At 74.7% G+C, this 18872-nt stretch carries 21 protein-coding genes; 9 read left to right on the plus strand and 12 right to left on the minus strand.

Features of this window, described 5'->3' with window-relative positions; all coding sequences use genetic code 11:
• Window positions 1–26: 26 nt before the first annotated feature.
• Together ACFY2K_RS04970 and ACFY2K_RS04975 are read right to left on the minus strand one after the other, a co-directional pair.
• Window positions 27–932 carry a HEAT repeat domain-containing protein gene (locus ACFY2K_RS04970; RefSeq protein ID WP_387709626.1) on the minus strand — a complete coding sequence of 302 codons (906 nt, stop codon included), beginning with the start codon at window positions 930–932 and terminating at the stop codon, window positions 27–29.
• 199 nt (window positions 933–1131) lie between these two features.
• Window positions 1132–2700, minus strand: coding sequence for an MFS transporter (locus ACFY2K_RS04975; RefSeq protein ID WP_387709727.1), 1569 nt, complete (start codon window positions 2698–2700; stop codon window positions 1132–1134).
• A 157-nt stretch (window positions 2701–2857) separates the two neighbouring features.
• Here ACFY2K_RS04975 and ACFY2K_RS04980 point away from each other — a divergent pair, with 157 nt between their 5' ends.
• Both ACFY2K_RS04980 and ACFY2K_RS04985 read left to right on the plus strand, forming a co-directional pair.
• Window positions 2858–3850, plus strand: coding sequence for an Lrp/AsnC family transcriptional regulator (locus tag ACFY2K_RS04980; protein ID WP_387709628.1), 993 nt, complete (start codon window positions 2858–2860; stop codon window positions 3848–3850).
• A 457-nt stretch (window positions 3851–4307) separates the two neighbouring features.
• Entirely contained in the window at window positions 4308–4670 is a 363-nt protein-coding gene (locus ACFY2K_RS04985; RefSeq protein ID WP_387709629.1) for a hypothetical protein, read from the plus strand.
• 196 nt (window positions 4671–4866) lie between these two features.
• On the opposite strand, the gene ACFY2K_RS04990 is transcribed toward ACFY2K_RS04985, so the two are convergent.
• The 5 genes from ACFY2K_RS04990 to ACFY2K_RS05010 all read right to left on the minus strand — a co-directional run bounded on the left by ACFY2K_RS04990 (window position 4867) and on the right by ACFY2K_RS05010 (window position 8081).
• On the minus strand, window positions 4867–5346 hold the full coding sequence (locus ACFY2K_RS04990) for an RICIN domain-containing protein (protein WP_387709631.1): 480 nt from the start codon (window positions 5344–5346) through the stop codon (window positions 4867–4869).
• 122 nt (window positions 5347–5468) lie between these two features.
• Complete coding sequence (locus tag ACFY2K_RS04995) at window positions 5469–5720, minus strand: DUF397 domain-containing protein (protein WP_387709633.1); 252 nt, start codon at window positions 5718–5720, stop codon at window positions 5469–5471.
• A 93-nt stretch (window positions 5721–5813) separates the two neighbouring features.
• The gene (locus tag ACFY2K_RS05000) at window positions 5814–6293 is read right to left on the minus strand and encodes an RICIN domain-containing protein (RefSeq protein ID WP_380395790.1); all 480 of its coding nucleotides are present in this window, start codon (window positions 6291–6293) and stop codon (window positions 5814–5816) included.
• Between the two features lie 276 nt (window positions 6294–6569).
• Entirely contained in the window at window positions 6570–7259 is a 690-nt protein-coding gene (locus ACFY2K_RS05005) for an alpha/beta fold hydrolase (RefSeq protein ID WP_380642695.1), read from the minus strand.
• A gap of 123 nt (window positions 7260–7382) precedes the next feature.
• A complete protein-coding gene (locus tag ACFY2K_RS05010; RefSeq protein ID WP_380642697.1) occupies window positions 7383–8081 on the minus strand; it encodes a glyoxalase in 699 nt (232 codons plus the stop codon).
• 140 nt (window positions 8082–8221) lie between these two features.
• Here ACFY2K_RS05010 and ACFY2K_RS05015 point away from each other — a divergent pair, with 140 nt between their 5' ends.
• Window positions 8222–8461 (plus strand): hypothetical protein, encoded by a 240-nt coding sequence (locus ACFY2K_RS05015; RefSeq protein WP_380523108.1) that lies wholly within the window; start codon window positions 8222–8224, stop codon window positions 8459–8461.
• Between the two features lie 8 nt (window positions 8462–8469).
• Here the strand turns inward: ACFY2K_RS05015 and ACFY2K_RS05020 are convergent, their stop codons facing one another.
• Entirely contained in the window at window positions 8470–9639 is a 1170-nt protein-coding gene (locus ACFY2K_RS05020; RefSeq protein WP_387709636.1) for a PQQ-binding-like beta-propeller repeat protein, read from the minus strand.
• Between the two features lie 108 nt (window positions 9640–9747).
• On the opposite strand from ACFY2K_RS05020, the gene ACFY2K_RS05025 reads away from it, so the two are divergent.
• Window positions 9748–10137 (plus strand): VOC family protein, encoded by a 390-nt coding sequence (locus ACFY2K_RS05025; protein WP_375892092.1) that lies wholly within the window; start codon window positions 9748–9750, stop codon window positions 10135–10137.
• Between the two features lie 41 nt (window positions 10138–10178).
• On the opposite strand, the gene ACFY2K_RS05030 is transcribed toward ACFY2K_RS05025, so the two are convergent.
• Entirely contained in the window at window positions 10179–11075 is an 897-nt protein-coding gene (locus tag ACFY2K_RS05030; protein ID WP_380642699.1) for an aldo/keto reductase, read from the minus strand.
• A complete protein-coding gene (locus ACFY2K_RS05035) occupies window positions 11072–11965 on the minus strand; it encodes an NAD-dependent epimerase/dehydratase family protein (RefSeq protein WP_387709638.1) in 894 nt (297 codons plus the stop codon). Before ACFY2K_RS05035 ends, ACFY2K_RS05030 begins: the two co-directional genes overlap by 4 nt.
• A 182-nt stretch (window positions 11966–12147) precedes the next feature.
• Between ACFY2K_RS05035 and ACFY2K_RS05040 the strand changes: the two genes are divergently transcribed.
• The 3 genes from ACFY2K_RS05040 to ACFY2K_RS05050 all read left to right on the plus strand — a co-directional run bounded on the left by ACFY2K_RS05040 (window position 12148) and on the right by ACFY2K_RS05050 (window position 15350).
• Entirely contained in the window at window positions 12148–13071 is a 924-nt protein-coding gene (locus ACFY2K_RS05040) for a LysR family transcriptional regulator (RefSeq protein WP_387709640.1), read from the plus strand.
• Window positions 13072–13196: 125 nt separating this feature from the next.
• On the plus strand, window positions 13197–14009 hold the full coding sequence (locus tag ACFY2K_RS05045; RefSeq protein WP_380587007.1) for a nucleotidyltransferase domain-containing protein: 813 nt from the start codon (window positions 13197–13199) through the stop codon (window positions 14007–14009).
• Between the two features lie 123 nt (window positions 14010–14132).
• Window positions 14133–15350, plus strand: coding sequence for a glycosyltransferase (locus tag ACFY2K_RS05050; RefSeq protein WP_387709642.1), 1218 nt, complete (start codon window positions 14133–14135; stop codon window positions 15348–15350).
• A gap of 45 nt (window positions 15351–15395) precedes the next feature.
• Here ACFY2K_RS05050 and ACFY2K_RS05055 read toward each other — a convergent pair whose 3' ends face one another.
• Window positions 15396–16310: a hypothetical protein gene (locus ACFY2K_RS05055; protein ID WP_380642709.1), complete on the minus strand. Its 915-nt coding sequence runs from the start codon at window positions 16308–16310 to the stop codon at window positions 15396–15398.
• A complete protein-coding gene (locus ACFY2K_RS05060; protein WP_375892080.1) occupies window positions 16307–16840 on the minus strand; it encodes a SigE family RNA polymerase sigma factor in 534 nt (177 codons plus the stop codon). Before ACFY2K_RS05060 ends, ACFY2K_RS05055 begins: the two co-directional genes overlap by 4 nt.
• Before the next feature lie 101 nt (window positions 16841–16941).
• Between ACFY2K_RS05060 and ACFY2K_RS05065 the strand changes: the two genes are divergently transcribed.
• Complete coding sequence (locus ACFY2K_RS05065) at window positions 16942–17709, plus strand: alpha/beta fold hydrolase (RefSeq protein ID WP_387709643.1); 768 nt, start codon at window positions 16942–16944, stop codon at window positions 17707–17709.
• A gap of 164 nt (window positions 17710–17873) precedes the next feature.
• On the plus strand, window positions 17874–18680 hold the full coding sequence (locus tag ACFY2K_RS05070; RefSeq protein ID WP_387709644.1) for an alpha/beta hydrolase: 807 nt from the start codon (window positions 17874–17876) through the stop codon (window positions 18678–18680).
• The last annotated feature ends 192 nt before the right edge of the window (window positions 18681–18872 follow it).

Genomic DNA, 18872 nt, shown 5'->3' on the forward strand with positions numbered 1-18872 from the left:
CCCAGCGGTGGTCCCGGCCGCTCGGGTCAGTCGGCGAGCCAGGCGAAGTCCTCAGGATGGCGCATCTGGTGCAGGCAGACCAACAGCCCGTTCCTCTCGTCGAGGTCCTCGACGGCGTCCAGCCAGGGGACGGCGGCGAGGAGTTCCACCAGGTCGTCGGTGACGGCGGTGTCGAGGAAGGCGTCGAGGTCGGCGGGTATCGGGTCGTCGGTCAGGCAGAGCCAGGCGAGGGCGGCGCCGACCCGGACCTCCGGCGGGCGGGCCTCGTCCCGCCACCAGGCGTGCAGGAGCGCGGTGGTGGCCGGATCACGCGTCTCCCAGGCGAGTTGACCGAGCGCCAGGACGAGGGAGGCGCGCACTGCCGGGTCCTCCTCGACGGCGAGGCGCCCGTGCAGCACGGCCGCGACCACGGGCGCCGGGGGCGGCACGACCGCTGCGGCCTGGGCGACGGCGTGGCGGACCTCCGGGTCCGGGTCGTCCAGCAGGTGGAGCAGCAGCGCCGCGTCCGCGGCCACGGCCGAACGGGCCGCCTCGATCGACCGGTTGGCCAGGCTGCCGTCCTGCTCGTACCGGGGCCGGTCCGCCGGGAGGCCGACGCGCAGCAGGCCGCCACGCGTCCCGTCGCCCCACGGCATCCGGTGGGCCACCGACGCCGTCAGCCGCACCAGCGAAGCGCGGTGCCGGGGGTGCGCGAAGGCGACGCGCAGCAGGAAGGGGACGGCCAGGGCGCCGGCCGTGGAGGTGCCGCCCTGGTGGGCGAGGCGGTTCCACAGCGTGGCGAGGGCTCCCTCGGAGGCCCTCGCGTCACCCAGGCGGACGGTCTCCAGCAGGGCGGGGACGTCCTGGGCCGAGCCGTAGGCGTGGTCGAACCGGGCCCAGGGCACCGCGTCGTAGCGCAGGTCGTCCTTGACCACCCGCGGTATCGCGGCCACGACCGGGCGCACGTCCTCACGCTCGGGCAGCGTGCCCGCCCAGCCCCTCGCGGCCGGTGCCGACGTCTCGGTCCCGATCCACCCCACAGCAGTTCCCCGTCCCGCAGACCAGTTGGTGCACACCCTTCCTCACATGTGCCACCGACAACCCGAAGGGCTGCCGGTGGCGAAGGTGGTGATGCTGGGGGATCGGGCGGCGTCAGGGCGCGGGCACCGGCTCCCGGTCGGTGGCCGGGGCGGTGCGCGGCGCCGGGGTCCGGGGCGGCGCCGGGCGGAGCAGGACGGCGCAGGCGAGGGCGGCCAGCAGGGCGAGCGAGGCCGCGACGATCAGGCAGAGCCGCAGGCCGTCCAGGAAGGAGCCGCTGAGCGCCGTCAGGGCCTGGCCGGTGGCCGGGCCGAGGTCCAGTCCGGCGACGGCGCCGAGGCCCTGCTCGCGGGCGACGTCGACGACGTGGCCGGCGGTCGCGGCCGGTACCCCGGCGTCCGTGAGCCGGCCGGGCAGGGCGTCCACGGCCCTGGTGGTCAGCAGGGCGCCGAGCACGGCCGGGCCGAGCGCGCCGCCGACCTGGCGGAAGGCGTTGTTGCCGGCCGCGGCCATGCCCGCCAGGTGGTGCGGGACGGCGGAGACGGCGGTGGCGGTCATCGGGGTGAGCACGGCGCCCAGGCCGAGCCCGAGCAGCAGCAGCCGCCAGGCGATCGAGCCGAAGGAGGTGTGGGCGTCGAGGTTCGTCAGCGACAGCAGCGAGCCCGCCGTGACGACCAGGCCGGAGGTGATCAGGACCCGGGCGGACACCCGGTGCATCAGGCGCCCGACGGGCAGGCTGGCGGCCAGCGACGCCCCGGTCACCATGACCATCCGCAGGGCCGCCTGGAGGGTGGTCAGGTGCTGCACCAGGCCGAAGTACAGGCTGAGCGCGAAGAAGAAGCCGATCAGACCTAGGAAACTGATCATGGCGACCAGCGAGGTGGCGGTGAAGGCCGGGCTGCGGAACAGGGCGGGGTCGATCATCGGACTCGCGCTGCGCCGCTCCACGGCGACGAAGACGACCGCGGCGAGCGCACCCAGCACCAGGGCGGCCACCGTGGCGGGCTCGCCGAAGCCGTTCGCGCCGCCCTCGATGACGCCGTAGACCACGGCGGTGACGGCCACGGCCGCGCTGATCTGTCCCGGCCAGTCGAGCCGACGGCCGTGCGGGGCGCGCGAGTCGGGCAGCAGGAACGCGGCGACGGCCAGCACGACCAGCGACACCGGGACGGGCAGCAGGAAGATCCAGCGCCAGGCGACGTGGTCCAGCAGCACGCCCGCGATCAGCGGACCCACGGCCAGCGAGGCCAGCATGGACATCGCCCACAGCCCGATGAACCTCCCGCGCTCCCGGTGGTCGGGCACCGCGTGGCTGATCAGCGCCAGCGTGGTCGGCAGCAGCGCCGCCGCGCCGAGGCCGGAGGCGGCCTGCCCGGCCCACAGCACCTGGACGGAGCCGGAGCCCAGCGAGACCGCCGCGCCCACCGCGCACAGCGCCATGCCCGCCTGGAACACCCGCTTGCGGCCGTGGACGTCGCCGACCACGCCGGTGGTCAGGATCAGCGCGGCCATCGGCAGCACGAACGCGTCCGACACCCAGGACAGTTGGGCCGTGGTGGCGCCGAGCGCCCGCTGGATCGCGGGCAGGCTGACCGACACGGTGGTCACGGGCAGGTAGGCGACGAAGACGCCCAGGCAGGCCATGACGAGGGTGACGCCCCGTCCGGTCCTGGGGCCTTGCATCGTTGCGGAGTTCACGGAGGTCGTCCTTCGGGTGCGGAGGGTGCGGAGGGTGCGGAGTCGCCGACCAGCTTCACCCCGGCGGGTTCGGGATCCCCGAACGATCTCGGAGGACGTTCCGGAACATCCATTCCGGTGCCGACTGTGTGATGATTCCGCCATGCCCGACGCCCTGGACCGCACGATCATCCACGGACTCCACTACGGCCCGCGGGTCCCCTTCCGCCGCCTCGCCGAGGTCATCGGGGTGTCCGAGCAGACCGTGGCGCGCCGCTACACCGCGCTGCGCCGCAGCGGGGTCCTGCGCGTCGTCGGCCTGAGCTCCGCCGCCGCCCACGGCCGGGCCGAGTGGATCGCCCGCCTGCGCTGCCGACCCGACGCCGTGGGGCCGCTCGCCGACTCCCTCGCCCGCAGGCCCGACGTCGCCTACGTCGGCATCGCCTCCGGCGGTTCGGAGATCAACTGCATCATCCGCTCACCGGCCGGCACCGGCCGCGACGACGTCCTGCTGCGGCAGCTCCCCAAGGCGGCCTCCGTCCTCGACATGAGCGTCGACCTGCTCATCCACCCCTTCGGCCCCGAGCGCGCGGGCGGCTGGACCGGCGGCGAGGGCTCCCTCACCGAGGAGCAGGTCCGCCGGCTCGCCGGGGAGCGTCCCGCCCCCGTCGGCCCCCCGCTCACCCCGACCGACGAGGACCTCCCCCTGCTGGCCGCCCTGGCCGAGGACGGCCGCGCCTCCCACACCCGCCTCGCCGAGGTCACCGGCTGGTCCAAGCCCCGCGTCGCCCGCCGGATGGAGGCCCTGGAGTCCTCCGGCTCGCTGGTCTTCGACATCGACACCATGCCGGAGCGGCTCGGCTACGAACTCAACGCCACCCTCTGGCTCCAGGTCGACCTGTCCGGGCTGCACCGCATCGGCGAGGAGATCAGCCGGCACGACGAGGTCGCCTTCGCCGCGGCCGTCAGCGGCCGGCACAACATCATGGCCGTCGTGTTCTGCAAGGACACCCCGGACTTCTACCGCTACCTGAGCACCCGCCTCGCCCGCATCGAGGGCGTCCGCGGCTACGAGATCAGCGTCCGCGTGCGCCGCCTCAAGCAGGCCGCCTCCCTGATCCACCACGGCCGGCTGATCCACCCGGCCCTGGCCTGACGGGCGGCCGGGAAGCAGGCAGCCGGGGCCGGTAGCCAGGGGCTGTCCGTGGCGCCTCCTAGGGTGCGCCGGTGAACGTTGATGATCTTCAGTGGCAGCTGAGCCACCACGGCGGCGTACCGCGGGAGCTCGTGGCGGCCCTGCTCGAACGGGGCTGTACGGAGCTGGTGGCGGCGGCGGCGCGGGAGCGCGGGGACTGGTGCTGCGCCGAGGGCGTGGTGCGGGAACTGTGCGCGGCCGGGGAGTTCGGGCGGGCCTGGGAGGTCGTCGAGCCGTTCGCGGCGACCGGGTGGCAGCCCGCGGTACGGGTGGGCGCGGACGTCCTGCTGCGGTGGGGGCGGATCGGGCGGGCGCTGGAGCTGGCCTGCCCCGCCGAGCCGGCCGGGGACGGGTTCGACGAGGCCCGGGCCTGGCGGGACTACGCCGAGGTGCTGGTCCGGGCCGGCGGATCGACGAGTTGCGCGAACACGCCGGCACGGACACCTTCGCCGCGCTGCGCCCGTACGTGCGGGGCTTGGAGGAGGCGGGCAGCCCCGGGGAGGCGGAGGCGTACCTGCGCGGCCGGATCGCCACCTCGACCTACGCGGGGCACTACGAGAACGCGCTGCTGGAACTCCTCGTGCGCCAGGGCCGGTTCGAGGACGCGGTGGCGGCGGTGGCGCACACCTTCGACAACCTTCACGACGGGAACCTGCTCCAGCCAGTGCTGCTTCTGCTGGCCGAACACGGCCTGCACGAGCGGGCGTTGGAGCTCACCGTGGGACGAAGTCCCGAATTCCACGCGGAGAAAGACGAGTTCTGGCTCCGGTCCAACCGGTGATGGCTGATGGGGGAGTCCGGCCGCGCGGGACCTGGCGGGCCTGCTGGTGCGGCAGAGCCGGTACGCCGAGGCCCTCGCCGTCGTGCCGGGGGTGGCCGCGCAGCGGGAGGAGGCGCGGAACTTCTGGACGCGACGGGGCTGAGCGCGATGGCGCCGGCCTGCCGGTGGGCGCGGCTGGCCGGGGCCGGGTGAATCGTTACTTCTCGTAGGTGGTCCACTGCTGGTTCGAGGTGCCGATCGACAACTCGGTGGTGACGGGCTGGTCCGCCCCGTTGGCCTGGAGGACGTAGTCCTGGTACTTCGCGCTGGCGATGGCGGTGGCGTCCACGCTCGGCTCCACGATCCAGCGCTGGGCCAGGTCGCTCGGGTTGCAGGCCTTCTGGGTGACGGGCTTGCCGGGACCCTTGGCGGCGATGCACTTGCCCCAGTGGTTGCCCTTGATGGTGTAGCTGCCGTCACCCAGCGGCGAGAACGTCCAGATCTGCCAGGTGAGCGCGGCGTCGCGGGTCCAGACGTCGCTGCCGAGGTACTCGTCCAGGTTGGTGCTGTCGCTCTGCACCTGGAGGGAAGCGGTGACCGGGACGGCGGCGGTGGCCGTGTCGCAGTTCAGGACGGCGCCGCCGGTGAGGGAGGCGGTCGCCACGAGGGTGGCGACGGCCTTCTGGGTGATGCGCACTGCTTCTCCTAGTTCGAGGGGTCGGCGAGCCCGGGGTGGGCCCGCCCGGCCGCGAAACTAGGGGTGCGAGGGAAGTCGTTTGTGGACGACTCGATGAGGGTAGGCCAACTGGTTCCGACGTTTCACTGGGACAGCGCAGCAGCGGCGGTCGCGAGGGTGAGGAAGGACTGCCAGGCGGCTGGGGTGAAGCTGAGGTAGGGGCCGCTCCTGTCCTTGGAGTCGCGGACCAGGACGGCGGTGGTGGTTTCGGCGACCTCGACGCACTCGCCGCCTTCGTTACTGCTGTGGGTGCTCTTGCGCCAGGGAATCTCGACGCATTCGCCGCCCTCGTTGCCGCTGTGGCTGCTCTTGAACCAGGTCGGTTCGCTGCTCATGTGGTCCCCCCGGTTGGTGGGATGGCGCGGTCGGCTCGACGGTACGGCACCGGCCCGCCGCTGGTTAGCGGCGGGCCGGTGCCTGCGGGGGCGTCACTTCACGTAGGCGGTCCACTTCTGGTCCGAGGTGCCGAGCGCCAACTCGGTGGTGGCGGGCCGGTCCAGGCCGTTCGCCTGGAGGGCGGTGCCCAGGTACTTCGCGCTCGCGATGGCGGTGCCGTTCACGCCGGGGTCGAGGTACCACCGCTGGGCGAGGTCGTTCGCGTTGCAGGCCTGCTGGGTGACGTTCGCCCCGAGGCCGTTGCTCACGAGGCACTTGCCGTAGTGGTTGCCCTTGACGGTGTAGCTGCCGTCGCCGAGCGGCGTGAGGGTCCAGGTCTGGTAGGTGAGGCCGGGGTCCCGGGTCAGCATGGTGGCGCCGAGGTACTCGTCCAGGTTGGTGCTGTCGCTCTGGGCCTGGAGGGAGGCGGTGACCGGGACGGCGGCCGTGGCGGTCCCGGAGTTGAGGACGGTGAGGCCGGAGAAGGAGACGGCCGCCGCGAGGATCGCGACGGCCTTGTGGGTGATGCGCACTGCTGCTCACTCCTAGATCTAGGTAGTCGCGAGCCCGTTCGGTCGGGCCCGCTCAGCCGCGAAGCTAGGTGGGCGGCGGTGCGGTTCGGCCGCAGCTCGGGAGGTGTCGGCCCGAGTGGTCACGGTGTTTCACCTGGATGGGTCAGCCGATGCCGCCGCCCCCCGATGCCACCTGAACCCGGCCATAGCCGGACTCCCGGCAACTCGCACCCGTGAACCGCGAGGAGTGGGAAGTCGACGCTGCCGACTTCCCGTTCCTCCCGCGTGCCAGGGCCGCTACAGCGCGGCGCGGTACGCCTCCAGGCGCTCGGCCAGTTCCTCCGGGTGGCCGAGCATCGGCAGGTGGTCGCCGGGCATCTCGTCCGGCTCGATGCCGAGCCGCTCGACGGCCAGCCGCCGCATGAACTCCACCGGGAAGAACCGGTCACCGGCCGACAGCAGGACCTCGGTCGGCACCTGCGGCCAGGCGTCCAGCGGCCACGGGTCGCCGAACGGCGCAGCTGCTTGCGGTTGTTGGTGATGCGTCATCAGCTCGGCCGCGAGCTCCGCCGGGGTGTCGTGCAGGTAGAGGGTGACCGGGTCCTCCTCGGTGCCCTCGGGGACGCCCCGCCGCCGGTCGGCCTCCTGCCGGGCCCCGCCGTACCCGGTGGTGTCCCACCACGCGCCCGGCGTCTCGCCCGGGGCCGGGATCTGGGCCTGGAGCATGACCAGCAGGTCCACCGGCACCCGCGCGCACACCAGCGGCCCGGTGAAACCGCCGAACGAGTGCGCCACGACGACGAGTTCGGTCCGGCCTCCGATCGCCCCGACCACCGCGTCCGCGTACGCGCCGAGCCCGGCCGACTCGTCCCCGCACGGCAGGTCCGGTGCGATCACCTCGTGGCCCCGGCCGCGCAACTCGGCGGCCAGCGGCCCCCAGTACCACGCGTCCGCCGCCGCGCCGTGGATCAGTACGTACGTCGCCACCGTGCCCAACCTCCGTCTGCTCGGGAACTCGCCGCTCTCCGGCGCCGGGTGACCCCGTCACAAGCTACCCGCCCGCACCGGCCGCCCATCGGTTCCCACGACGGCCGGGCGGACGGCGGAACCTCAGGGCATGCCCGCCCGGCCACGTTCGGCGTCGGTGAGGTCGAGGGCGTTCAATCGTTGACGCCATCCGTCGACGCCTTCGGTCTCGTCCAACGCAGTGGCGAGCTCGATCAGCGTGGTGAGCGTCCGGGCCGTGTCCACGGGCGGTGCGGTGGGCCCGTGCCTACGCAGGGCGGTGGTGAGGACCCGCAGGGCGGCGCGGTCGTCGTTCTTGAACTCGCTGAGGATCCGGGCGTTGTCGAGGGCCCTGGCCAGCCCGGTGAGCTCCTTCGAGCCGCCGTACTCCAGCCCTGCGGGTTCGTCCCGCTGGATGAAGATGACCGAGTTCCCGGACGGGTCGACCATGGTGAACCGGCTTGCCCCCGGCCGGAACCGGGTGATGCGCGGCCTGCCCTTGGCCGGGACCTTCCCGTAGGCGGCGCGCAGGGCTCTGCTGAACTCGGCGTGGTAGGGCGCGACATCGTCGACCAGGATCAGGCAGCCTCCCACCTCCTCCTGGCCCGGGTCGGTGTTCTTCGGCGGTGTTCCGAAGTGCAGGGCGAAACCGCTCCACTCCAGTGCCAGGTAGAGGTAGGGCCGGGTCTGCTGGAAGGTGACCTCGAACCCCAGTGCCCGGTAGAACTCCAGCGTCTCCTCCACCGAAACGCACGGCATCACCGGCACCGTCGTCTCGTTGGCCCGTATCGTCGCTTCCGTCATGCCCGCCGCCTCTCGGTCTCCGCTCGGCACCACCGCTCCGAGCTTGCCGCAGATCGCGTTTTCGCGCCTATGGGGATCCCGGGGCGGCCGACGGGAAAGCCGGGTGCTCGAACGTCCCGGTCCCGCCTACGATCGCCCGCATGGAGCGACACGTGCCCCGTGGCCTCGGTCCCGTGGACAGTCATGCCGCCCGGTGCTGGGAGCGGGGCGACGCCGGGCACGAGCGGAGCATCCGCCTGCACCCGGTGCATCCCGAACGGAACCTCGCGCGGTACGTCGAGCGGATCGAGGCGGCGGGGTGGCGGCTGGTGGAGCGGACGTACCGGGACGACGGGGCCCACCGCCGGTGTTCGATGCGGTTCGCCCGTGGCGCCGGGTGAGCCCGGCCTCAGGTCAGGGTGCCCAGGGCCTGGAGGCCGGTGCGGCTGCTGCGGTAGACGGTGGAGCCGGCGGCGGCCAGCGAGACGTAGGTGTACCCGGTGCCGGAGCGGAGGTCGTCCGGGGCGTCCTGCCAGCGCGGGCTGCCGGTGGTGAGGTCGAAGGCGAACAGCCGGTCGTCGTTGGTGCCGACGTAGGCGACGCCGTTCGCGGTGGTCATCGAGCTCTCGCCGCGGCCCAGCCCCAGGGTCACGGTGGCCGTCCAACGCGGCTCGCCGGTCTCCGTGTCCATCCCGACGAGCTGCGTCCCGCTGAGGAAGCAGACCGTCCCGTCCGCGGCCGACAGCGGGTGGTTGGTCGCGCCACGCTGCATGCGCTGCCAGCGCACCCGGCCGGTGGCCGCCTCCAGCGAGCAGACCCATGTGGTGGTCGCGGTCCCGCCGGCGTACGTGAGCAGGACGGCGCCCCGGTGGACGACGGGGGTGGTGTTGACGCCGGGGACGGTCTCCTGCACCCAGCGCTGCTCGCCGGTGCGCGCGTCGAAGGCGCGGGCCCCGGCCCCGCCGGTGTACACGGTGTCGCCGTCCGCGGCCAGGAAGTCCCCGGCACCGGACGCCTTGCGCCAGCGCGTTTCGCCGGTGGCCGGGTCGTGGGCGTGCAGTGCGCCCCCGTGGACCGCGAACACGAGGCCGCCGCCGACGGCGACCGGGGTCTGCTCGGCGGGGAGCTCGGCCCACTCCGGCACCGGCACCTGCCAGCGCACCTCGCCGGTGGCGGCGTCCAACGCCTGCAGCCCGGTCGAGGTGGCCGTGTACACCGCGCCGTCGCCCACCGCCGACGGGCGGCCGCCCAGGTAGGCGGAGACGGCGTCGGGCGAGTCGACCGCCCGGCTCCAGCGGACGGCGCCGGTGCGGGGGTCGAGCGCGCGCAGGTTGCCGTCGGAGCCGGAGACGTAGAGGTCCCGCTGCGGGCCGTCGGTCAGGAGGAGCCGCCCGTTCGCGGCCGTCGTGCTCCAGAGCCGGGGTCCGTGCTCGGCGCTCCGGTCCGCCCACCAGCGGGCACCGCCCGCGACGGCGAGCGCGCCGATGCCGCCCGCCGCGCTCAACAGCAGCCGCCTGCGGTTGATCTGGTTGACCTGGGGGCGGGCCGGCGGGTTCTGGGCTGCTGCATCGGGATTCACTCCGTACAGGACTTCGTACCCGCTCGGATGGTTCCCGGCGCGCAACCCGGTGGCGGTCGGCGCGCAACCCGGTGGCGGCCGGCGCGGGAATCGGGGAGGCTCGGGCGCATGGTCTCGGTAGTGCAGAACGTGGCGGTCGACTGTGCGAACGCCTATGAGCTGGCCCGCTTCTGGAGTGAGGTGACGGGCCGACCGCTCGGCCCGGACGACGGGCCCGGCGACGAGGAGGTGGCGGTGATGCTCGCGGAGGGGCCGGTGCTGTACTTCAGTCAGGTGCCCGAGCCGAAAACGGCCAAGAACCGCCTCCACCTGTGCCTGCGCCCGGAGGGCCCGCGCGACCAGGAGGTGGCACGGCTGCTGGAGCTCGGCGCCACCCTCGTCGCCGACCGCCGCGAGCCGGACGGCACCGGGTGGGCGGTGCTCGCGGATCCCGAGGGCAACGAGTTCTGCGTGCTCCGCAGCGCCGCCGAGCGGGCCGCCACGGAGGCGGGGGCCTGAGCCGCCGTTCGACCCCGGCACTACGGGTGTCGTACGGGCGACTACAGGTGCAGTGTCGCCAGTTCCTCGGCCGTCAGCACGAGCCCGGCCGCGGCGGCGGAGTCGCGGACGGAGGCGGGGCGGCGGGCGCCGGGGATCGGCAGGACGCCGGGGGACTGGGCGAGGTGCCAGGCCAGGCAGATCTGCTGGGGGCTGACGCCCCGGGCGCGGGCGAGGGCGTGGAACGGGGTGTCGGTCGCCGGGGCGGCGGCGCCCGGGTCGTCGACGGCGCTGGTGGAGATGCCGCCGAGGGGGCTCCAGGGGAGGAAGGCCAGGCCGAGTGCGGTGCACAGGTCGAGGGTGTCGCGGGTGGCGGTGTACGCCGGGGAGAAACGGTTCTGAACGGAGACCAGGTGCGGGCCGAGGATCTCCCGGGCGGTGCGGATCTGCGCGCAGTCCACGTTGGAGATGCCGACCAGCCGTACCGTCCCCGCGTCCACCAGCTCGCGCAGCGCGCCGACCGAGTCGGCGAAGGGCACGGCCGGGTCGGGCTTGTGCAGCTGGTAGAGGCCGATGGCCTCGACGCCCAGCCGCGCGGCCGAGGCCCGGGCGGCCCGGTGCAGGTGGCGCGGGTCGCCGTCGACCGTCCAACTGCCGTCCCCGGGGCGGCCCCGCCCGCCCTTGGTCGCCACCAGGACGTCGTCGGTGCCGCCGCCGTACGTGGCCAGGGCGCGGGCGACCAGGCGCTCGTTGTGGCCCACCTCGTCCGCGTGCCAGTGGTAGGAGTCGGCGGTGTCGATCAGCGTCACGCCCGCGTCCAGGGCGGCGTGCACGGTGGCGACGGCCTGCTCCTCGGCCGGGCGGCCCTCGACCGACAGGGGCATCGCGCCCAGGCCGATCGCGCCGACGCCGAGGCCGCCGATCCGGCGGGTGGCGGGAGTCGTGGGGAGCGTGCTCATGCGTGGGCCTCCTTGACGGCCTGGGGCAGCCAGTCGGTGACGGGGGAGAAGCGGAAGCCCTGGTGGGCCGCCCGGCCGGTGTCCATCGCGTAGCAGTGGTCGAAGGAGAACGGGGAGTGCGGCCCGCCCTCACCGGCGACGGCCAACTCCGGCTCCCGGCCGACCACCTGGCCGACCACGGCGGACAACTCCCGTACGTCCAGGGCCTCCGGGGAGGCCGCGTTGACCGGGCCGGTGAAGTCCGCCTGCGCGGCCCAGGCCAGGAACCGGGCGATCTCCGGCGCGTGGACGAAGGACGCGCGCTGCGGCGACGGGTGCACGGCCACCGGCAGGCCGCGCCCGATCCGCTCCACGTAGTGCGCCAGCCGACCGGTGAAGTCGGCGCCGCCGAGGACGTGCGCGGTGCGGACGGTGACCAGGTCGAAGGGGGCCAGCCGGGTGAGCAGGGCCTCCGCCTGGCGCTTGCCCTCGGCGTAGTTCTCCGACCGGAACTCCTGCTCGGACCAGGGGAGTCGCAGGTCCACCCGCTCGGCCGACAGGTCGAGCGCCTGCTCCGGCAGCGGTGCGCCGCCGGGGCGGCCGAGGTGGGCGTAGACCTCGACGGTGGAGGTGAGCAGGTAGCGCGGGGTGCGGTCGGCGAACACCCGCGCGGCGACGGCCGCCTGGACGGGCGTGTAGCAGACCTGGTCCACGACGGCGTCGAAGCGCCGGTCGCCGAGCGCGGCGTTCAGCGCGGCCTCGTCGTTGCGGTCGGCGCGCAGGTGGGTCACGCCGTGCGGGGCGGGGACCGAGCCGCGGTTGACCACCGTCACCGCCGCGCCCGCGTCGCGGAGCTCCTCGATCAACTGCCTGCCGAAGTAGCGGCTCCCGCCGATCACGCACACGTCCATCGTTCGGATCCCCTCTGTCCGGCCCGGTTCCGTACCGTGCCGTCCCATGCCGTGCTGTCCCGCACCGTGCTGTCCCGCACTGTGCCGCCCCGCCCGCTGCGGGTCGGCTTCGGTGATCAGCCTGCCGCGCACGGGGCGACAGCAGTAGTGTCGAGCTGGAGCCCTCGTCATAAGGAGAACTGTTGATCGACGTCCAGCGGCTGGCCGTACTGCGGGAGGTCGCCCGCCGCGGCAGCTTCAACCAGGCGGCGCAGGCCCTGCACTGCACGCCCTCGGCCGTCTCCCAGCAGGTCGCCGCCCTCGAACGCGGCCTCGGCGCGCCCGTCGTGGAGCGCTCCACCCGAGGTGTCACCCTCACCGACGCGGGCCGCCTCCTGGTCGAGGCGGCCGACGCGATCGCCGCCGAACTCGCCGACACCCGGCAGCGCATCGACCGGCTGACCGCCGAACGGACCGCCCTGACCGTCGCCACCTTCGCCAGCGGCGGCCGCCGCCTGCTGCCCGCGGCGCTCGCCGCCTTCGCCGCCGACCACCCCGAGGTGGAACTCACCGTCCTGGAGGCGGAGCCGGAGGAGAGCCTGCCCGCCGTCCGCGAAGGCCGGGCCGACCTCGCCCTCGCCTACCACCTCGACGGGCCGCCGCCCAGCCGCCCCGGCGACCGCTCCGGCCTGGACTGGACCCCGCTCGGCGCGGACCCGCTGCGGGTCGTCCTGCCCGTCCGGCACCCGGCCGCGATCCGCTACCGGGACCGGCCCGAGCCGCCGCACCTGGCCGAACTCGCCGACCAGCGCTGGATCCTGGGCTGCCGCAAGTCCGCCGGCCAGCTCACCCACCACGCCGCCCTGGCCGGGGTCGAGCTGCGGATCTGCTGCATCGCGACCGACTACGAGTTCGCCCAGTCCCTCGTCCGGGGCGGGATCGGCATCGCCCTCATCCCCGAGATCGGCCTCGCCCCGCACCCCGACCTGGTCGCCCTCCCCCTCGCCGAACCCGGCCCCCGCCGCCACCTCGGCCTCGCCCTCGCCCGCCGCCGCCGGGGCCATCCCGCCCGCCTGGCCGAAGACCTGGCCGCCCACCTGACCGGCCGAGGATCAGGCGGGTCCTGACGCGACGGGCCCTCGCGGCCCGTCGACCCGAGGGAGCCGTTCCCGGCGGCGGGGGCCGTCCACGGCGCAGCCCGCCGGGCTGGAATGCGGTGGCCCGGGGGCGGTGGGCGCGCCAGAATGCCGCCATGCAGGCGATCACCGAGCACATCGAGCACATGGCGGCCCGGCTGGCCGAAGTTCCGGGCGTGGTGGGGGTGATGCTCGGGGGCAGCCGGGCGCGGGGGGAACACCGGCCGGAGTCCGACTGGGACCTCGGGGTGTACTACCGGGGCGAGTTGGACCTCGCCGCCCTGGGGGAGGTGGCGGGCCCCGGGGTCGAGGTCGCCGGGCCCGGCGGCTGGGGACCGTGGGTGAACGGCGGGGCGTGGCTGCGGGTCGGCGGGGTCGCCGTGGACTGGATCCTGCGGGACCTCGACCGGGTCGAGCGGGTGTGGGCGGACTGCCGCGCGGGCCGCTACGAGGTCGGCGTGCAGGCCGGGCACCCGCTCGGATTCTGGTCGCCCTGCTACGTTGGGGAGCTCGCGCTCGGTCGCGTACTCGCCGACCCGGCAGGGGAGTTGGCGACCCTGCGGGCGCAGGTCGCGGACTATCCCGAACCGCTGCGGGCGGCCCTGACGGCCGGGGCCTGGGAGGCGGAGTTCCTGGTCGGTGCGGCCGCGAAGGGTGCGGGGCGGGGCGACGTGCTGTACGTGTCGCTCTGCCTGTCCCGGGCGGTCGGCGTGCTGGTGCAGGCGTTGTACGCGCGGGACCGGCGCTGGTGCCTGAACGAGAAGGGCGCGCTGGCCGTCGCCGGTCGACTCGACGGTGTGCCCGTCGACTTCGAGGCCCGGGTGCGTCGACTGCTCGGCTCCGCCGGGGAGACGCCCGAGGCGCTGGCCGCGACGGTGGACCGGGCACGGCAGTTGGTCGGGGAGGTGGTGGCGGTCCTGCGCGGATGACCGCACGCGCTTCCCGCCACTCTCAAGCTATAGCGCACGGGGGGTCTTGCCGCAAGGCCCCGGTCGTGCCGCAGAATCTCCCCCTCCAGGGTCGTCCCTGGGGAGAACGGGAGGAATGTCAGGATGCGTGTGGTGCTCTCCACCTACGGTTCGCGCGGTGACGTCCAGCCGCTGGCGGGACTCGCGGTGAAGCTGCGGGAACTCGGCGTGCCGGTGCGGGTGTGCGCTCCGCCGGACGAGGAGTTCGCCCGGCGGCTGGCCGTCGACGGGGTCGAGCTGGTCCCGGTCGGACCGGACGTGCGGGCAGCGGTGCGGGCGGCCGTGAACGGGGCGCCGCCCGCGCCCGGGGACTTCCCCCGGCGGGTGGCCACGATGGTCGGGCAGTTCCACGAGGCCGTCGCGGCGACCGCCGGGCCGGGGGACACGGTGGTGGCCACCGGGCTGTTCCCGGCGGTGGCCGGCGCCCGGTCGGCGGCCGAGACGGTCGGCGCCCGCTTCCGGTACGTCGCCCTCCAGCCGACCATGCTGCCCTCCCCGCACCACCCGCCGTTCGAGTACCCGGGCCACCCGCACCCGCCGGGGGTGACGGACAACCGGGAGCTGTGGCAGGAGAACATCCGCACCATGGACGCGCTGTTCCGCGAGCCGGTCAACGCCCACCGGGCCTCGGTGGGCCTGCCCGCCGTGGACCGTGTGCGCGACCACATCCTCACCGACTGCCCCTGGCTGGCCACCGACCAACTCCTCGGCCCGTGGCCGGAGTTCGCCGGGAGCACGGTCGTGCAGACGGGGGCCTGGCTGCTGCCCGACCACCGCCCGCTGCCCGCTGCCCTGTCCGCCTTCCTGGACGCCGGGGAGGCCCCGGTGTACGTGGGCTTCGGCAGCATGCCGATGCGCGGCGCGCCCGACGCGGCGCGCGACGCGGTGACGGCCGCGCGGGCCCTGGGGCAGCGGACGGTGCTCGCCCGGGGCTGGGCGGAGCTGGCCCTCGCCGACGGCGGGGGCGACTGCTTCGCCGTCGGCGAGGTCAACCAGCAGGCGCTGTTCCCCCGGGTCGCCGCCGTCGTCCACCACGGCGGCGCGGGCACCACCACCGCGGCCGCCCTGGCCGGGGTCCCGCAGGTGGTGGTCCCGCAGATGGTCGACCAGCCCTACTGGGCGGGCCGCGTCGCCGAGTTGGGGATCGGTGCGGCCCACGACGGAGCCGTCCCCACCGTCGATTCGCTGACCACCGCGCTCCGAGCGGCGCGGGCCCCGGAGGTCGCCGCGCGGGCGACGGCGCTCGCACGCGAGATCCGTACGGACGGGGCGGAGGTGGCGGCGGGGCTGCTGCTGGGCTGACGGCCCGGGCGGAGCCAGGAGGCCAGGGGCCAGGACGTCAGGAGGTCAGGAGGTCAGGAACTGCGCCCCCGAGTCCGGGAGCTTGGCGCCGTTCCGGTCGAAGAACTCCCACAGCTTGGCCGTCTTGCCCGCCGGCCGGGCCACCACGACCTGGCGCAGCGGCAGGTCGCCCACGGTGACGATGGTCGGTTCGGTGACGCTCCCGTCCGTCCAGGTGACCTTCACCCGGGCGATGTCCGGCCCGAGGCTCAGCGCGACGATCTCGCCCGGTGCCACGGTGTCGCCCTTGCCGCGGGCGCCCTGGAGGCCGCCGGCGATGTACGCGCCGCTGCGGGGGTCGAGCTTGCCGGGGGCAGGGGTGATGCCCTCGGAGTCGTGGCTCTGCCGGACCCCGTCGACCGTGAAGTAGGTGTTGATGACGTCGGAGCCGGCGTCGTAGTACTGGTCGACGTACTCCGGGGTGGGCTTGCCGACCGCCGAGTCGTACGGGCTGCGCTCCTGCCACACGGCGAGGGCCTGCTCGTACGCCCGGTCCCTGGGCGCGGTCGGCCACACCGCCTGCCACAGCTTCCACTCCTTGCCGTCCGCCGTGGTGCCCTGCCCGAGCACCACCCGGAGCGGGGTGAACGGGTCCCGCGCGGACGGGGTGGTGGGCGTGCCCGCCGTGGGGGTCGGCGGGCCGCCGGTGCCGGAGCCGTGGCCGGTGCCCGCGGCGACCAGCGGCTGGGAGGCGGCCGGGGCCGGCCGCAGCTGGCTGATCGCCCCGCCCGCCAGCAGCACCGCCGAGGCCAGCGCCACGGCGCCGACCGCCGTCCGGCGACGGCGCCGGATCCGCCGGCCGCCCGCCACGATGTCCGCCACCGGCACCGGTCCGATCCGCGCCGTCGACGCCGCCTCGGCCAGGCCCAGCCCGACCCACAGATCGGTGTCCTTGCCCGCTTCCGGGTTCTCCATGGTCATACCGCCCCTCCGATCTCAGTCCTGTCCATCGTCTCCACCAGCGCCGGGACCAGCCGCAGCTTCGCTATGCCCTTCGCCGCGTGGCTGCGCACCGCGCCCACCGAGCAGCCCATCGCCAGTGCCGTCTGGCTGTCGCTCAGGTCCTCCCAGTGGCGCAGCACCACCGCCTCGCGCTGGCGCGGCGGCAGGGTGGCGAGCGCGGCCAGCAGTGCGCCGCGCTGGTCGGAGCGGGCGAAGCCGTCCTCCGGCCCGGCCGCGTCCGGCACCGCGTCGACCAGCAGCTCCGGCGGCCGGCGGCGCCAGCGGCGGGCGTGCTGGTTCACCAGGATCCGCCGCACGTAGGCGTACGGATCGTCGGCCCGACGCACCTTCGACCAGGCCGCGCAGGCCTGTTCCGCCGCCGACTGCACCAGGTCCTCGGCCGCGTACTGCTCGCCGGCCAGCAGGAACGCCGTCCGCACCAGCCGTGGCCAGGCCGCGACGATGAACGTCTGGAACTCCTCGTCCCGTGTGTTCTTCGGTTCTCCCATGAGCACCTCCTCGCCCACCAAGAGCCCACCCGGGGCCGGAAGCGCTTACTCCGCGGAGAAAAGGTTCGCGCCCCACCCTTCCCACGGCTACCATCCGCCGCATGATCCTCTCCCATGACGACTCAGGTGCCGGTCCGGCCGTCCTCCTGCTCCACTCCGCGGTGTGCGACCGGCGGATGTGGGACGCGCAGTGGCAGGCCCTGCTCGACGCCGGCCACCGCGTCGTCCGCTGCGACTTCCGCGGCTTCGGCGGGACGCCGCTCGCCGACGGGCCGTACGCCGCCGGCGCCGACGTCCTCGCCCTGCTCGACCACCTGGGCATCGAGTCCACCGCGGTGGTCGGCGCCTCGTACGGCGGGCGGACGGCCCTGACGGTGGCGTCGCTGCGCCCGCAGGCGGTCACCGCCCTGGCCCTGCTCGGCGCCGGCCGGCCGGGCCACCAGCCCTCCGAGGCCCTGCGGGCCTTCGGCGCCGAGGAGGAGGCGCTGGTGGAGGCGGACGACCTCGACGGCGCCGTCGAGCTCAACGTCCGCACCTGGCTGGGCCCGGAGGCCGACGAGGAGACCCGCGCGTTCGTCCGCCGGATGCAGCGCCACGCCTTCGAGGTGCAGTGGGACGCGACGGGCGGTCCGGAGCAGGAGGAGACCGACCTCGCCCGGATCACCGCCCCGACCCTGGCCGTCGCGGGCGCCCACGACCTGCCGGACTACCGCGCGATCGCCGCCGAACTGCCGGGCCTGCTGCCGAACGCCCGGCACGTCCGCCACCTCGAACTGCCCTGGGCCGGCCACCTGCCGAGCCTGGAGCGCCCGGCGGAGGTGACGGCACTGCTGACGGACTTCCTGCGGGAGTCCTCGGCGGCGCGGTAGCAGGGCGCCGGCCGGGCGGTGGCGGCGCGTCGGCGGGGCCGCGGCGGCGCGGCAGCAGTGCGGTGGTGCGTGTGCGGCGGTCCGGGCCGGGGCGGCTCCGGCGAGTATCGGCCAGGGGGTGGAAAGGCCGGACTCGAACGTGCGTCGGGGGCCATCATGGACGGGTGCACTTCACCTCGGAGACCAGCTCGGACGGCGTCCTGGAACGCCCTTTCGTCCTTGACGGCGTACCCGGCGTGCTCTGGCAGCCGGACGGCTCCGGCCCCGACGGCCCTCCCGGCCCCGACGGCCCTCCCGGCCCTGACGGTACGGGCCCCGGCGCGCGGCCGCTGGTGCTGCTCGGGCACGGGGGCGGGGGCGGGCAGGGCCGCTGGGGGCCGCGGGAGCGGGCGCTGCGCTGCGCGCGGCGGTACGGGTGGGCGACGGTGGCGATCGACGCGCCCGGGCACGGCGAGCGGGCGCGCACCGCGCAGGACGAGCGGTTCGCCACCGAGATCGGGCAGTTGCTGGCGGCCGGGCGTCCGGTCAGCGCGTGGGTGGCCCGGCACACGGCGGCGCTCGCGGAGCGGGCCGTGCCGGAGTGGCGGGCGGTGCTGGACGCCCTGGCGGACGCGACGGGGGAGGGCCTGGGGCCGGTCGGCTACTGGGGGTTGTCGCTCGGCACGGTGATCGGCGTCCCGCTCGCGGCGGTCGAACCCCGCATCGTGGCGGCGGTGTTCGGCCTGGCGGGGAACGCCGCGCTGGCGGAGGCGGCCGGGCGGGTGACCGTGCCGGTGGAGTTCGTCCTCCAGTGGGACGACGAACTCCAGCCGCGCGAGGGCGCGTTGGCGCTGTACGGGGCGCTGGGCTCGCGGGAGAAGACGCTGTACGCCAACGCCGGGGGCCATCTGGCGGTGCCCGACTTCGAGGCGGCGGCCTCGGAGGGCTTCCTGCTGCGCCACCTCGGCGGCGGGGGGCCGGCGGCGGCCTGACCGGAGCCGTGTGCGCCGGCGCCCCGATCCGACCACACTTCCACCACATCCACCCGGCGCTTCACAGCTTTCCCACAGCTTTCCCACGGTGTCCGCTGTCCGTATTGCCGGGATCAGCGGAATTTGTCAAGAATTACTTGACATGGTCATATTCCGGCGCTTGTCGAGGGCGAGTAAAACTTCGCAAAGAAT

This window comes from Kitasatospora sp. NPDC001309 (genome assembly GCF_042896295.1).
Taxonomy (GTDB): Bacteria; Actinomycetota; Actinomycetes; order Streptomycetales; family Streptomycetaceae; genus Kitasatospora.